Origin of the sequence: Pseudomonas sp. JV414, assembly GCF_032424305.1 — a bacterium.
In the GTDB taxonomy this organism is placed as follows: Bacteria; Pseudomonadota; Gammaproteobacteria; order Pseudomonadales; family Pseudomonadaceae; genus Aquipseudomonas; species Aquipseudomonas lini.
In genome coordinates this window covers 227,754-241,406 of the sequence record NZ_VYKC01000013.1, presented here as the reverse complement: position 1 = coordinate 241,406, position 13,653 = coordinate 227,754, and the positions used below count along the sequence as shown (strand labels likewise).

The 13,653-nt window shown below is 60.0% G+C and carries 15 protein-coding genes, 1 other RNA gene and 1 pseudogene; 7 read left to right on the top strand and 10 right to left on the bottom strand.

Annotated elements, in window-relative coordinates; genetic code table 11:
• Positions 1 to 131: 131 nt before the first annotated feature.
• The 7 genes and pseudogenes from F6R97_RS16030 to F6R97_RS16000 all read right to left on the bottom strand — a co-directional run bounded on the left by F6R97_RS16030 (position 132) and on the right by F6R97_RS16000 (position 7,227).
• Positions 132 to 1,136, bottom strand: coding sequence for an extracellular solute-binding protein (locus F6R97_RS16030; protein WP_050682224.1), 1,005 nt, complete (start codon positions 1,134 to 1,136; stop codon positions 132 to 134).
• Between the two features lie 154 nt (positions 1,137 to 1,290).
• Positions 1,291 to 2,604 (bottom strand): IS4 family transposase, encoded by a 1,314-nt coding sequence (locus F6R97_RS16025; protein WP_038981915.1) that lies wholly within the window; start codon positions 2,602 to 2,604, stop codon positions 1,291 to 1,293.
• A 189-nt stretch (positions 2,605 to 2,793) separates the two neighbouring features.
• Positions 2,794 to 4,011, bottom strand: coding sequence for a 2-octaprenyl-3-methyl-6-methoxy-1,4-benzoquinol hydroxylase (locus F6R97_RS16020; protein WP_315866816.1), 1,218 nt, complete (start codon positions 4,009 to 4,011; stop codon positions 2,794 to 2,796).
• A 9-nt stretch (positions 4,012 to 4,020) separates the two neighbouring features.
• Positions 4,021 to 4,116: pseudogene (locus F6R97_RS16015) on the bottom strand (tetrameric acyl-CoA thioesterase); the annotation flags it as partial.
• A gap of 10 nt (positions 4,117 to 4,126) precedes the next feature.
• On the bottom strand, positions 4,127 to 5,314 hold the full coding sequence (ubiH, locus tag F6R97_RS16010; RefSeq protein ID WP_038980844.1) for a 2-octaprenyl-6-methoxyphenyl hydroxylase: 1,188 nt from the start codon (positions 5,312 to 5,314) through the stop codon (positions 4,127 to 4,129).
• Positions 5,311 to 6,645, bottom strand: coding sequence for a Xaa-Pro aminopeptidase (pepP, locus tag F6R97_RS16005; RefSeq protein ID WP_315866800.1), 1,335 nt, complete (start codon positions 6,643 to 6,645; stop codon positions 5,311 to 5,313). Before pepP ends, ubiH begins: the two co-directional genes overlap by 4 nt.
• Positions 6,646 to 6,672: 27 nt before the next feature.
• Positions 6,673 to 7,227 carry a YecA family protein gene (locus tag F6R97_RS16000; RefSeq protein ID WP_008012538.1) on the bottom strand — a complete coding sequence of 185 codons (555 nt, stop codon included), beginning with the start codon at positions 7,225 to 7,227 and terminating at the stop codon, positions 6,673 to 6,675.
• Positions 7,228 to 7,494: 267 nt separating this feature from the next.
• Between F6R97_RS16000 and F6R97_RS15995 the strand changes: the two genes are divergently transcribed.
• The 4 genes from F6R97_RS15995 to F6R97_RS15980 all read left to right on the top strand — a co-directional run bounded on the left by F6R97_RS15995 (position 7,495) and on the right by F6R97_RS15980 (position 8,918).
• Positions 7,495 to 7,704, top strand: a complete 210-nt coding sequence (locus F6R97_RS15995) for a TIGR02449 family protein (RefSeq protein ID WP_007899405.1) — start codon at positions 7,495 to 7,497, stop codon at positions 7,702 to 7,704.
• Positions 7,701 to 8,018, top strand: coding sequence for a cell division protein ZapA (locus F6R97_RS15990; RefSeq protein WP_007899404.1), 318 nt, complete (start codon positions 7,701 to 7,703; stop codon positions 8,016 to 8,018). Before F6R97_RS15995 ends, F6R97_RS15990 begins: the two co-directional genes overlap by 4 nt.
• A gap of 30 nt (positions 8,019 to 8,048) precedes the next feature.
• Positions 8,049 to 8,227: non-coding RNA, 6S RNA (ssrS, locus tag F6R97_RS15985), on the top strand.
• Between the two features lie 85 nt (positions 8,228 to 8,312).
• Complete coding sequence (locus F6R97_RS15980) at positions 8,313 to 8,918, top strand: 5-formyltetrahydrofolate cyclo-ligase (RefSeq protein WP_048396298.1); 606 nt, start codon at positions 8,313 to 8,315, stop codon at positions 8,916 to 8,918.
• Between the two features lie 35 nt (positions 8,919 to 8,953).
• Here the strand turns inward: F6R97_RS15980 and F6R97_RS15975 are convergent, their stop codons facing one another.
• The gene (locus tag F6R97_RS15975; protein ID WP_088500339.1) at positions 8,954 to 9,103 is read right to left on the bottom strand and encodes a hypothetical protein; all 150 of its coding nucleotides are present in this window, start codon (positions 9,101 to 9,103) and stop codon (positions 8,954 to 8,956) included.
• 200 nt (positions 9,104 to 9,303) lie between these two features.
• Between F6R97_RS15975 and F6R97_RS15970 the strand changes: the two genes are divergently transcribed.
• Positions 9,304 to 9,756: an EVE domain-containing protein gene (locus F6R97_RS15970; protein ID WP_315866799.1), complete on the top strand. Its 453-nt coding sequence runs from the start codon at positions 9,304 to 9,306 to the stop codon at positions 9,754 to 9,756.
• Positions 9,757 to 9,897: 141 nt separating this feature from the next.
• On the opposite strand, the gene F6R97_RS15965 is transcribed toward F6R97_RS15970, so the two are convergent.
• Positions 9,898 to 10,305, bottom strand: a complete 408-nt coding sequence (locus tag F6R97_RS15965; RefSeq protein ID WP_123720281.1) for a flagellar basal body-associated protein FliL — start codon at positions 10,303 to 10,305, stop codon at positions 9,898 to 9,900.
• Positions 10,306 to 10,455: 150 nt separating this feature from the next.
• On the opposite strand from F6R97_RS15965, the gene F6R97_RS15960 reads away from it, so the two are divergent.
• Both F6R97_RS15960 and glpT read left to right on the top strand, forming a co-directional pair.
• Positions 10,456 to 11,433 (top strand): NADPH:quinone oxidoreductase family protein, encoded by a 978-nt coding sequence (locus F6R97_RS15960; protein WP_315866798.1) that lies wholly within the window; start codon positions 10,456 to 10,458, stop codon positions 11,431 to 11,433.
• A 220-nt stretch (positions 11,434 to 11,653) separates the two neighbouring features.
• A complete protein-coding gene (gene glpT, locus F6R97_RS15955) occupies positions 11,654 to 13,003 on the top strand; it encodes a glycerol-3-phosphate transporter (protein WP_007899392.1) in 1,350 nt (449 codons plus the stop codon).
• Here glpT and F6R97_RS15950 read toward each other — a convergent pair.
• Positions 12,979 to 13,647 (bottom strand): gamma-glutamylcyclotransferase, encoded by a 669-nt coding sequence (locus F6R97_RS15950; RefSeq protein ID WP_038980835.1) that lies wholly within the window; start codon positions 13,645 to 13,647, stop codon positions 12,979 to 12,981. The two genes, glpT and F6R97_RS15950, sit on opposite strands and share 25 nt — an antisense overlap.
• Positions 13,648 to 13,653: the final 6 nt, after the last annotated feature.

Sequence of the window (13,653 nt, the reverse complement as noted above, 5' to 3'; positions counted from 1 at the left end):
ACATCTTGTGACGCTCTGCGTCACGCCTCGACGCGGTGCGTCGGTGGATGCATTCCCACGCAGAGCGTGGGAACGATCAGGCCGGCTGGAACGCCGCCGACTTGATACTGTGGCGCAGTATATCGACAGACTCAGTTCCAGCCAGCCCGATCCATCATCCGGATCGCTTCAGCCTGACGCTTGCCAGCCACTTCCACCGGCAGGGTATCGGCAACGAACTTGCCCCAGGCCGCGACTTCTTCCGAAGGAGCCACTGCCGGGTTGGCCGGGAATTCCTGGTTCACGTCAGCGAAAATCTTCTGCGCTTCAGGCGTGGTCATCCATTCCACCAGCGCCTTGGCGGCTTCCGGGTGTGGAGCGTGTTTGGTCAGGCCGATGCCCGACAGGTTGACGTGCACGCCACGGTCGCCCTGATTCGGCCAGAACAGTTTCACCGGCAGGTCAGGCTTCTGTTTGTGCAGGCGACCGTAGTAGTAAGTGTTGACGATGCCGACGTCACACTGACCGGCGTTGATTGCCTCCAGCACGGCGACGTCGTCGGAGAACACGTCGGTGGACAGGTTATTGACCCAACCCTTGAGGATCTTCTCGGTTTTCTCGGCGCCATGGACTTCGATCATGGTGGCGGTCAGGGACTGGTTGTAGACCTTCTTCGCCGTGCGCAGGCACAGGCGGCCTTCCCACTGCTTGTCGGCCAGCGCTTCGTAGGTGGTCAGCTCACCCGGTTTCACCCGGTCGGTGGAGTAGGCGATGGTCCGCGCCCGCAGGCTCAGGCCGGTCCAGGCATGGGAGGAAGCGCGGTATTGCAATGGGATGTTGGCGTCGATCACCTTGGAAGTGAACGGCTGGAGGATGCCCATCTGCTCGGCCTGCCAGAGGTTGCCAGCATCGACGGTCAGCAGCAGGTCGGCAGTGGCGTTTTCGCCCTCGGCCTTGATCCGCTGCATCAGCGGCGCTTCCTTGTCGGTGATGAACTTCACCTGCACGCCGGTTTTCTGGGTGTAGGCATCGAAGACTGGCTTGATCAGCTCATCGATACGCGAGGAGTAAACCACCACCTCGTCGGCGGCCTGGGCGGCGGTGCTGCCAATCAGGGTCAGGGCCAGTGCAGTCAGTAGACGCTTGGGTGCCAACATGGAAGCGGTCTCTCGAATGGGGAAGTGAGGCCAAATGATAAGGACTCACATTTCGCTTCTCAATCGAACAGTGGATTGAGGCGTTACCAGATGTTGCACAGCTGGGATTGGTGGTGGATGTACCGACGCCTTCGCGGGCAAGCCTTAATGCCAGTCAGTTAAGCCCTCCGGTCTTCTTTTTGGGGTATTTGACTGGCCTGGGCTTCACCACCCTTGGGTAACTTCGCGGCCGCCTGGCAGGAAGCATAAAGTGCTGAGCCTGGACTCTCAGGTCTGCCAGTCGTTTAGGGATCGTGCCTGGCGTTTCCAGCGGACAAAAGCGCAGCGCATTGGTGACCGCTTGAGCCAACCAGAGAAAACTCAAGCGTTGCGGCGCCACCTTCATTTCTTCAGCCATCAAGCGCATTTCCTGACGGATCAGGTTGTAGGCAAGTAGGGTGCCCCACAGCTCTTGGCGCACCAGATCAGGTTGTTTGCTGCGTAACTGCTCTCCTTTGAGCAGGTTTTGCTTGATCTCGCGGTAACCCAATTCGATTTCCCAGCGTTCGTTGTAGTGCCCCGCCACCTGATTGGCAGGGTAACGTTCGGCATCGGTCAACGAGGTTAGATAGCGGCGCGGTTTGTCGTCTATTGAGTACTCAATCAGTCGTGCATGCCAATAAGCGGGAAGGTCTGGACGTTGCTTGAGAGCGTCTCGGGAAACGGTCAGTCGCACGAGCCAATCATCCGGGCCCAACTCTTCGATCACCTCGTATTTAAGCGGTTTGCGTGCCCGCATGAGCCAATGCCGTTCAGTCCCGCTTTGTTGCCAGTCGAGCAAGAGGGCTGCGGAGTAGTAAGCTCGATCAAAAATCGTCACCGAGTGATCGCTTACCGCTTTTTCCAACCCCTTCGCATGACGAAGCTCGCCGACAGCAAACTCGCCAAAACAGGCGGCTCGAATCAAGTGACTATAGGTATCCATCAGGCAAACGCCGCGCACTTGCGGCCAGGCCCCATCTCCCGAGTGAGTCCGCCCGCCACCAAAGGTCTGGCGGTTTTCCGGTGTGTCGGGGGTGGACCAAACCACGCCGTCCACCGCAAAACTACGCAACCCCAAAAAGCTGGCCGAAGCCGGCTGCTCAGCACTGCCCCATGCTTCGGCCAATTGCTTGAACAGTGCAGCCAGCGGTGCTTCTCCAAGCCGTTGCCGGGCCTGGACTGCGGCACTGGGTGCAGGCACTTTCGCTTCGCCCAAAGCTAATCCCAGTTGTTGCACGATGAGCCAAATCGGTTCGTTCTTGAACAAGGCCAACCCAACCACCAGCCACACAATACGCTCGGCCGGCAGACGTCTGCGGCGAATAGAGACCGTACCGGTCGACGCCAGCGCCTGTTCAATCCACACAGGATCAATCAGCTGTGCAAAGCGTTCGAAGGAGATCGGATTAAGTTTGGTAACTTCTTGAAGGTCGTTTTGGAGGGGCATGAAGCGAGCTCATAAAAACATAAGCCCGTTTCTATTATTGCTTGGCGGGCAAGTCAATTCCTTAACTGACTGGCATTAGGGCAAGCCTCGCTCCTACAGGTTTTGTGTCGTTCGCCAATGTCGCGATTGACTCAATACCTGTAGGAGCGAGGCTTGCCCGCGAAGAGGCCATCAGCCCCAACGAAGATCTCAAGCCTTGGCCAACGCCGGCAGATCCCCGATCAACCCAAGCGCTTCGCGCACGAACAACGCCTTGGCCTCGGGCATCTGATCGACCATCTTCAACCCGGTATTGCGCAACCAACGCACCGGCAACGGATCGGCCTGGAACAACCGCTCGAACCCTTCCATCGCCGCCATCAACGCCAGGTTGTGGGGCATGCGCCGACGCTCATAACGACTGAGCACTTTCACATCCGCCAACCGCTCGCCACGCGCGGCCGCTTGCAGCAGCACTTCGGCCAGCACCGCGGCATCGAGGAAACCGAGGTTCACGCCCTGCCCGGCCAGCGGATGGATGGTGTGGGCCGCATCGCCGATCAGCGCCAGGCCTTCAGCCACATACCGCTTGGCATGACGCTGACGCAGCGGCACGCACAAACGCGGGTCAGCGCTGAGCACTGTGCCGAGGCAGCCTTCGAAGGCCCGCTCCAGCTCCTTGCAGAAGCCTTCGTCGTCCAGCGCCATCAGGCGTTCGGCTTCGCTGGGCGTGGTCGACCAGACGATCGAGCACCAATCCCCTTGACCGTCCCGTTCCAGCGGCAGAAACGCCAGCGGGCCATTGTCGGTGAATCGCTGCCACGCGGTCATTTGATGAGGTTTTGAGCTGCGCACACTGGTAACGATCGCGTGGTGCATGTAATCCCACTCGCGAGTCGCAACGCCGGTCAGGCGCCGAACGGCCGAATTGGCGCCATCCGCCGCAATTACCAAAGGCGCTCGCAAGGTTCGACCGTCGGCCAGGGTCAGCAGCCAGTCGTCACCGGAGCGGCGCATCTGCTCCAAACGCGCATTGGCCAGCATCCCGAGATCGCAGTCGTGCAGTCGATCGAGCAAAGCGTCCTGAACCACGCGGTTCTCGACGATATGCCCGAGCACTTCGGCATGGACACTGGTCGCCGAGAAATGGATCTGCCCGGTGCCGCTGCCATCCCAGACGTGCATGTCGGTGTACGGACTACTGCGCCGGCTGACAACGCCATCCCAGACGCCCAGGCGTTCAAGTATTCGCTGGCTGGCCGCCGACAAGGCACTCACTCGAGGTTCGAACGGAGCCTGCCCATCGAAGGGTTTGACGCTCAGGGGGCTACCGTCCAGCAGCAGGACTTCGAGCCCACTGTTTTGTAACGCCAGCGCCAGGGCACTGCCGACCATTCCGGCCCCGACAATCAGCAGATCTGCGCGCATTTCCATGCTTTAAGCCTGTCTCGCTTGCGGCTTGAGCCGCACGTAAAGGGTTTTTCCGACCCGCGTCACCAAAGTGCCGGTGCCGTCGTGAATATCGACTTGCAGATACGCCCTCTTAAACATCGGGACGCGTACCCAGGCCCATGGCCTGTCGAGCGAACCAGCGCTTGGCCGGCGGCAACAGATCGAGGCCGAGCAGCCCAATGTTGCGGCCCAGGGAAACCAGTGGCTGGGTGCTGCCGAACAAGCGGGTGACCTGATCGGAAAAACCCACGGTCAGGCTCTGGTCCAGACGCTGACGCTCGCGATAGGCCTGCAAGGTGGCGAAATCGCCGGGCGATGTCTCGCTGCCCAATAAACTGTCGGCCAGCGCCTGGGCGTCACGCAACGACAGGTTGAACCCTTGCCCGGCAATCGGATGCAGGCTATGAGCAGCGTTGCCGAGAATCGCCAGATGCGGGCGGACTTGTTCCTCGGCTTCGATCAGCGACAGCGGATACAAATGCCGTGCGCCGACCTGTTTCAGCGTGCCGAGGCGATAACCGAAGATGCCCTGCAACTCGCCGAGAAAGCTGCGGTCATCAAGGGCTGCAAGCCGTTGCGCATCCATACCCAGACGGGTCCAGACCAACGCGCAGCGATTGTCCGGCAACGGCAGCAAGGCCATCGGGCCATCGTCGGTGAAACGCTCGAAGGCCATGCCGTTGTGCGCTTCGCTGGGGGTGATGTTGGCGATCAGCGCGCTCTGGTTGTACGGGCGTTTCTTGATGCCGATCCCCAGTTGCTCACGCAAGCCGGAACGGCCGCCATCAGCGAGCACCGCAAGGTCGCATTCCAGCAGGGTTTCATCGTCGAGCGTCAGGCGATAGCCGTCGGTCAGGGGCTCCATGCCGGTGACTTCCGCCGGGCACCGCCAACCGACCACGTCCTTGTCCAGACCTTGCCAAAGGCATTGGCCGAGCCAGGCGTTTTCCACCACATAACCCAGCGCCGGAACGCCCTCTTCCATCGCCGACAGTCGCGCGGTGGAGAAACGTCCACGGTCGGAGACATGAATCTGCTTGATCGGCTCGGCGCGGCGGGAGATTTCCTGCCACACACCCAACCGTTGATAAATCTGCCGGGCGCCGAAGGACAACGCCGAAGAACGGGCGTCATAGCTCGGCTGGTAGGTGTGACCGGGGGCAAACGGTTCGATCAGCACGATCTTCCAGCCACGGGCCTTGGCCCCTGCCTGTAATGCCAACGCCAGGCTGGCGCCGACCAAACCACCACCGATGATTGCCAGATTGACTCGACTCATGCCGCTTGTGTCCGTGCTGTGGCCATCAAGGCCTCGATTTCGGCGACCGTTTTCGGCACGCCGTTAGTCAGGATTTCACAACCGGTTTTGGTGACCACTACGTCGTCCTCGATGCGTACGCCAATGCCGCGCCATTTCTTCGCTACGTTCTGGTTGTTCGGAGCAATGTAAATGCCCGGCTCGACCGTCAGCGCCATGCCGATTTCCAGCACGCGCCATTCGCCGCCGACCTTGTATTCGCCGACATCGTGCACATCCATGCCCAGCCAGTGGCCGGCGCGGTGCATGTAAAACGCTTTGTAGGCTTCGCTGGCGATCAATTCGTCAACGTCGCCCTGCAACAGGCCCAACTTCACCAGACCGGCGGTAATCACCCGGACCGTGGCTTCGTGCGCCTGATTCCAGTGTTTGTTCGGCGCGATTTCGGCAAATGCTGCTTCCTGGGAAGCCAGCACCAACTCGTAAATCGCCTTCTGCTCCGGTGAATACTTGCCGTTGACCGGCCAGGTGCGGGTGATGTCGCTGGCGTAGCAGTCGATCTCGCAACCGGCGTCGATCAGCACCAGATCGCCGTCCTTGAGCACCGCGTCATTCTGCTGGTAGTGCAGGATGCAGCTGTTGCGCCCCGCCGCGACGATCGACCCGTACGCCGGCATCTTCGCCCCGCCCTTGCGGAACTCGTAATCGAGCTCGGCTTCAAGGCTGAACTCATGCAAACCGGCACGGCTGGCCTGCATCGCACGAATATGTGCCTGGGCGGAAATCCGCGCAGCTTCGCGCATCACCTTCACTTCTGCCGCCGATTTATACAGGCGCATGTCGTGAAGCAGATGATCCAGGGCAACGAATTCGTTCGGCGGCTGGGCGCCGAGGTGCGCTTTAGAGCGGATCACGTTGATCCAGTCCATCAGGTGCCGATCGAATTCGGGGTTACTGCCCATGGCCGAGTACACCCGGTCGCGGCCTTCGATCAAGCCCGGCAGAATGTCGTCAATGTCGGTGATGGGGAATGCGTCGTCGGCGCCGAAGTCACGGATCGCGCCTTCCTGGCCGGCGCGCAGGCCGTCCCACAATTCCCGTTCGGCATTACGTTCCCGGCAAAACAGCACGTATTCGCCGTGCTCACGGCCGGGCATCAAGACGATGACGGCTTGAGGCTCGGGGAAACCGCTGAGGTACTGGAAGTCGCTGTCCTGACGGTAGACGTGCTCGACATCGCGGTTGCGGATGGCCACCGCGGCGGCGGGCAGGATGGCGATGCTGTTGGGTTCCATCTGCGCCATCAGCGCCTTGCGGCGACGGCTGTATTCCGATTTCGGGATATGAATCATGGGCAGATGGCTTTCCCTGGCACGCGATTAATGCAACGACGGTTTGGCAGCCGCTTCGTCGGTTTTCTTGGTTTCGGTGAACAGCAGCAACGGAGCGACGCGCAGGTACTCCATCACTTCCATGTAGTCGCTTTCGCCGTCGTCGGACTCTTCCAGCGCGTCTTGCACCTGGGCAATGGCGGCCAGATCCTGCAGCACTTCGGTGGCTTCAGTGCTCAAGGCATATTCGCGGCGGGTCAGACCGAAGCCGGTAAGGAAGCCCTGGCACCACTGGCCCAGTGCAGCCGCACGCTCGGTGAGCGGCGCGTCGTCAGTCGGCAGCAGCAGAACAACGGTCATGTCGTCGCTGGTAAGCTCGCCCTTGACCATCTCTTGCAGGCCGATCAAGGCGTTGCGAACGTTGTCTTGCGGCTCGCCTTCGAGCAGCTCGGCGGCATCGGCCAACCAGCTGTCGGCTTCGAAGCCGGCACCGGCGCAACTGCGACCGAGCAACAGGCCGTGCAGTTCGGCAGGCGAGACGGGATGGCCGCTGGTGCTCAGCAGGGTGGCAAAGGCTTGGTACGGAGAATTCTGAATGGGCATGGGCAGCTAGGCGCCAGACGGCGCTATGTCTAGAATGAAGGCCTTGTATCCTACATCGACAGACTCGCCAAGACTATTAAAGGCTGTCCGCCAGCCAGGCCTGTACGAAAACTCGCCGAGCGGCGATCAGGCAAGGCAAAAACAGGCGAGCAAGCGGAGTGTAGGGCCCTACATGAGCATTGCGAGCCTGTTTTTAACGCAGCATGATCGACGCGCAGGCAGTTTTGTACAGAGCCTGCCACCCATCAGACACAACCAGTGGACACAATGGAAGACACCGACCTGCAAGCGCTGATGGCCAGACTCGAACTGCTAATTACTCGAGTCGAGCAACTAAAGAGTCAGAATGGACTCCTATTAGCTCAGGAAAAGAGCTGGCGCGAGGAACGCGCGCACCTCATTGAAAAAAATGAAATCGCCCGGCGTAAGGTCGAATCGATGATTTCGCGCCTCAAGGCCCTGGAGCAAGACTCATGAGTTCAAGCAATAGCGTTACCGTGCAGATCCTCGACAAAGAATATTCGATCATCTGCCCCCAGGAAGAGCGCAGCAACCTGGTGAGCGCTGCCCGTTACCTGGACGGCAAGATGCGCGAAATCCGCAGCAGCGGCAAAGTCATCGGCGCCGACCGCATCGCCGTGATGGCCGCGCTGAACATTACGCACGATCTTCTGCACAAGGAAGAACGCCCGGATGTACAGGCCAGCGGCTCGACCCGAGAGCAGGTTCGCGACCTGCTGGACCGCGTCGATCTGGTGCTGTCGACCGATCCGGATGTCACCAAGGGCTGATTCGCGTGACCGCTTGGGGTATACTCGCATCACTCCCTGGGGTGCTTGCCAGTTGACGACGTCCCTGAGCCGATTCGCACTACCCTGGAGGTTGCACGTTGGGCTGGTGTGCATGTCCGCTAGACGGAAAGCCTTAAAGCCTACTGCATCTTCCACCTTGAACTTTCGGGTTCAAGGGCTAAGTCGACAGCGGTTCATCCGGGGAGCCTGATTCCAGTCCGATGCCGGTTTAATTACCGGCATCGGCTTTTTTACGGGTACGCTTTAGTACTCGCACTTCCGAAGCATGAATCCATGACCGAACCTGCGCTGCTGCCCCGCCCGCAACTTCGACGCATGCTGCGCAAGGCCCGCCGCGCACTGACCCCCAGTCAGCAGCGCGAGGCCTCTCGCGGGCTGTATAAGCAATTGGCCCAGCACCCGCTGTTCCGCCGCGCAAAACACATCTCTCTGTACCTGCCCAACGACGGTGAAATCGATCCGCGCCTGCTGATGCGTGCCGCGCAACGTCGGGGCAAGGCGATTTATCTGCCGGTGCTCAGTGCCTGGCCGCGAACCAAAATGGTGTTCCAGCGGATTCGTCCCGGCGAAAAGTTCAAACCCAACCGCTTTCGCATCCCCGAACCTCGGCACAATATCGCCCGACAACGCAAAGTCTGGGCGCTGGACCTAGTGTTGTTGCCGCTGGTGGGGTTTGACGATGTTGGCGGACGCCTGGGAATGGGCGGTGGTTTCTACGACCGGAGCCTGGCGTACCTGGCGCGTCGCAAAAACTGGCGCAAGCCGACGCTGCTGGGCTTGGCCCATGAATGTCAGAAGGTTCAACGATTGGCTCAGGCGAGCTGGGATGTGCCGCTGCAGGGAACGGTCACGGACAAGGCGTGGTATTTCGCGGACTAGACGCCACTGAAATCAGCGGCGCCCAAAAGACAGGTTCAGCGCTTGAAGGCCGACGGCTGTTGCTGTGCGATCTCGATGGGAGCATCGGGTTTGTTGTTCCACAGGCTTTGGGCATAGCCGGTGGTCACGACACCAAGGCCGAATAAAATTACCAAAATCCATAGTAAATCCGGTTTGCGTTTCATCGATTGCCCCCCAAAGGCACATCAACACGATGACAGCAGCGGTTTCCGTTGTAGGTGTAGGCCGTGCAGCAGCGTCAAGCTTAGAAGGCCGGCATTTTGCGACAACGTGAACCGACACGCAAACGCTGGCGTCAACCGACCGTCGGTTTGTCATAAAATTGCCCGACCGCTTGCCCACTCACCTCGCAAGGAGCAAAACCATGGCCTATTGGCTGATGAAATCCGAGCCCGACGAACTCTCGATCAAAGACCTGCAGAAGCTTGGCCGAGCGCGCTGGGACGGGGTTCGCAACTACCAGGCGCGTAATTTCCTGCGGGCCATGGCAGTGGGTGACGAGTTTTTCTTCTATCACTCCAGCTGCCCGGAGCCGGGAATTGCCGGGATCGGCAAGATTGTCGAAGCCGCGTACCCGGACCCGACGGCGCTGGAGTCTGAGAGTCATTACTTCGACCCGAAGGCCACTGCCGAGAAAAACGCCTGGAGCGCGATTGATGTTGCGCATATCGAGACGTTTCCCAAGGTGCTGAAGCTCGATTATCTGAAGCAGCAAACGGCGCTGGCCGAGATGCCACTGGTGCAGAAGGGTTCGCGGCTGTCGGTGATGCCAGTGACGGCCGAGCAGTGGGCGGCGGTGATTGCACTCAAGCCGTAAAATCTCCAGCGCTATTTCGAATGTCATCGCGGGCAAGCCCGCTCCCACAGGGATCTGGGGTGGATGCAAAGGCTGCATTCACTGGAGATCATTGTGGGAGCGGGCTTGCCCGCGATGAGGCCTGCCCGGACAGCAAAAGACTTATTGAATGATCAGGTTGTTGAACAACAAATCCTCAACCACCGGCTTGCCGGTCTCGTCGTTCATCACCTGCTGGGTCTGCTTCAAGGCTTCCTGACGCAGCTTTTCCTTGGCTTCGACGTTATTCATGGTTTCAGTGGTCTGCTGCGCAAACAACGCCACCAACTGATTGCGGATCAATGGCTCATTGGCCTTCACCGCTTTGGTCGCTTCTTCACCGGTCACCCGCAACGCCACATCGGCCTTATAGACCTTGAGCTTCGGCGTACCGTCCAGCCCATAGTTGCCCACGAATGGAGGGCTCAGGGTGATGTAGTTGACCTTCGGGGCTTCACCTTCTTTGGCTTCTTCGGCCATCGCTGCCACAGGCAGAGACAGGGCCAGCAACAACATGATCCACGCTTTCACAATTCGCTCCTTATCCGGTTTGCGGCCAAGCATAACGACCCGCCGCTCAAGCACAAGCTTATGGCTGACTATCAGGGTCGGGCATGCTCGTTGACCCAATGACTCACACACCTACACTTATCGGCCATCACTCCCAAAGGAATAGCCCTGATGAAAGCCGTGCTGTGCAAAGCCTTCGGCCCTGCCGAATCGCTGGTGCTGGAAGACGTCGCCAGTCCTGTCGCGAAGAAGAATGAAATCCTGCTGGACGTGCACGCGGCCGGGGTGAATTTCCCGGACACGTTGATCATCGAGGGTAAATACCAGTTCAAACCGCCCTTCCCGTTTTCTCCGGGTGGCGAAGCGGCCGGCGTGGTCAGCGCCGTGGGCGAGAAGGTCAGCCACCTCAAGGTTGGCGACCGGGTCATGGCCCTGACTGGTTGGGGCAGCTTCGCCGAGCAAGTCGCGGTGCCGGGCTACAACGTGTTGCCGATCCCGCCATCGATGGACTTCAACACCGCCGCTGCATTCAGCATGACCTACGGCACTTCGATGCACGCTCTCAAGCAACGGGGCAACCTGCAACCCGGCGAAACGTTGCTGGTGCTCGGCGCTTCCGGTGGTGTCGGCCTCGCAGCGGTGGAAATCGGCAAAGCCATGGGCGCCCGCGTTATAGCCGCCGCCAGCAGCGCGGAAAAACTCGCGGTGGCCAAGGCCGCCGGCGCCGATGAGTTGATCAACTACAGCGAAACCAACCTCAAGGACGAGATCAAACGCCTGACCGACGGCCAGGGCGCCGACGTGATCTACGATCCGGTGGGCGGCGATCTGTTCGATCAGGCGATCCGCGCCATCGCCTGGAACGGCCGTCTTTTGGTAGTCGGTTTCGCCAGCGGACGAATCCCTGAGCTGCCGGTGAATCTGGCGCTACTCAAAGGCGCAGCGGTGGTCGGCGTGTTCTGGGGCTCCTTCGCCCAACGCCAGCCACAGGACAACGCGGCGAACTTCCAGCAACTGTTTGGCTGGTTTGCCGAGGGCAAGTTGAAACCGCTGGTGTCGCAGGTGTATCCGCTGAGCAATGCGGCGCAAGCCATCAATGATCTTGGCCAGCGCAAGGCGGTCGGGAAAGTGGTGGTTCAGGTTCGCTGATTGCTTACCTGACCTGCTTGACCCAAACCGGGTCGCAGACCTGCGACCCGGCTCCGCCATTCCCATACCGCCCTGCATTTATATCTGAGCGACATGTTCATAAAAGAACATGCGATCTCCAACATTTCCGCTGTTTGGCCGATGTTAACCGGTGCTATTTTCGGTAACGAAACTGTAACATTCGCATCCGCAGTCAAAACAAGAAATCTGGAGCTCTTGAATGTTTGCTTTCTTTCGTCCTGCCGCACATCAGGCTCCATTGCCTGAAGAAAAAATAGACAGCACCTACCGACGCCTTCGCTGGCAGATCTTCGCCGGGATTTTCATCGGCTATGCGGGTTACTACCTGCTGCGCAAGAACTTCTCCCTGGCCATGCCGTACCTGATCGACGAGGGCTACACCCGTGGCCAACTGGGCCTGGCAATGTCGGCGATTGCGATTTCCTACGGCCTGTCGAAGTTCCTCATGGGCCTGGTGTCTGACCGCTCCAACCCGCGCTACTTCCTGCCGTTTGGCCTGTTGGTGTCGGCCGGCGTGATGTTCGTTTTCGGCTTCGCGCCTTGGGCAACGTCCAGCGTGACCATGATGTTCATCCTGCTGTTCATCAACGGCTGGGCCCAGGGCATGGGCTGGCCGCCGAGTGGCCGAACCATGGTGCACTGGTGGTCACAGAAGGAGCGCGGTGGCGTGGTGTCTGTGTGGAACGTGGCACACAACGTCGGCGGCGGCCTGATCGGCCCGCTGTTCCTGCTCGGCATGGGCCTGTTCAACGATTGGCACGCCGCGTTCTACGTACCGGCGGCGGTGGCTCTGGCAGTGGCGGTGTTTGCCTTCATGACCATGCGCGACACGCCACAGTCGGTGGGCCTGCCGCCAATCGAGAAGTACAAGAACGACTACCCGGAAGGTTACGACGCCAGCCACGAAGAGGAATTCAGCGCCAAGGAAATCTTCGTCAAGTACGTGCTGCGCAACAAAATGCTCTGGTACATCGCCATGGCCAACGTCTTCGTCTACCTGCTGCGTTACGGCGTGCTGGACTGGGCACCGACCTACCTCAAGGAAGCCAAAGGCTTCACCGTGGACAAAACCTCGTGGGCGTATTTTTTCTACGAGTGGGCGGGGATCCCGGGCACGCTGCTGTGCGGCTGGATGTCGGACAAGATCTTCCGTGGCAACCGTGGCCTGACCGGCATGGTGTTCATGGCGCTGGTGACCGTGGCGACATTGGTTTACTGGCTTAACCCGGCCGGCAACCCGACCGTCGACATGATCGCGCTCGTCTCGATCGGCTTCCTGATCTACGGCCCGGTGATGCTGATCGGTCTGCAAGCGCTGGAACTGGCGCCGAAGAAAGCCGCCGGGACTGCAGCAGGCTTCACGGGGTTGTTCGGTTATCTGGGTGGTTCAGTCGCGGCCAGTGCAGCGATGGGCTACACCGTGGACCACTTCGGCTGGGACGGCGGTTTCGTCTTGCTGATCGGCGCATGCCTGCTGGCGATGGCCTTCCTTGCGCCAACGCTGTGGCACAAGCAAGTCGCCAGTCAGAGCCGCGAAGCGATCGCCTGATCGGCCTTTGATTTGCAGCGCTTGAGCCGCGCCTCCAGATTACGGTCTGGCATGGCGTGGCTACGCAGGGCGTGAGCGGTCTGCTCGACATACTCGCGAGTGGTGCCGTAACGCCCGCAAGCGCTTTCGAACACCTGGCTCAGCACATGATCCGGCAAGTTGCCGGCATAGCTGGGCAGGTGCCGCTCCAAAACGAATCCCAATGCCTGAACCTGACTTCCGTCTTCGAGACGGCAGTTAAGCCAATGTGGGCGATAGGACGGAAATGGCATTTCACGCTGCCAGAGTGCATAAAGCGAAGCTTCGAGTTGTTCTTCGGGCAAGCGATAGGCAAACCCGCTGCATGAGCCACCGCGATCCAGGCCAAACACCAGCCCGGGCACTTCCGGCGTACCGCGATGTTCGTGGGACCACAGGTATAAACCGCGATGGTAGCCATGCACACGCCCGCGCACTCGCTCAACCGCCGCACATTCAGGGCGCCAGATCAGCGAGCCGTAAGCGAACAGCCAGACCGGCCCACCCTTGTGGCGCGCCATGGTCGCCTGCATTGAGCCGAGTAATTGTTCGTGCGTGAGCTGCGGCCCCAGATCGAGCCGCGGAGGGTAAGCCAGATTCAAAAAAGCAGATTCAATGGCGCTCATGGCGAA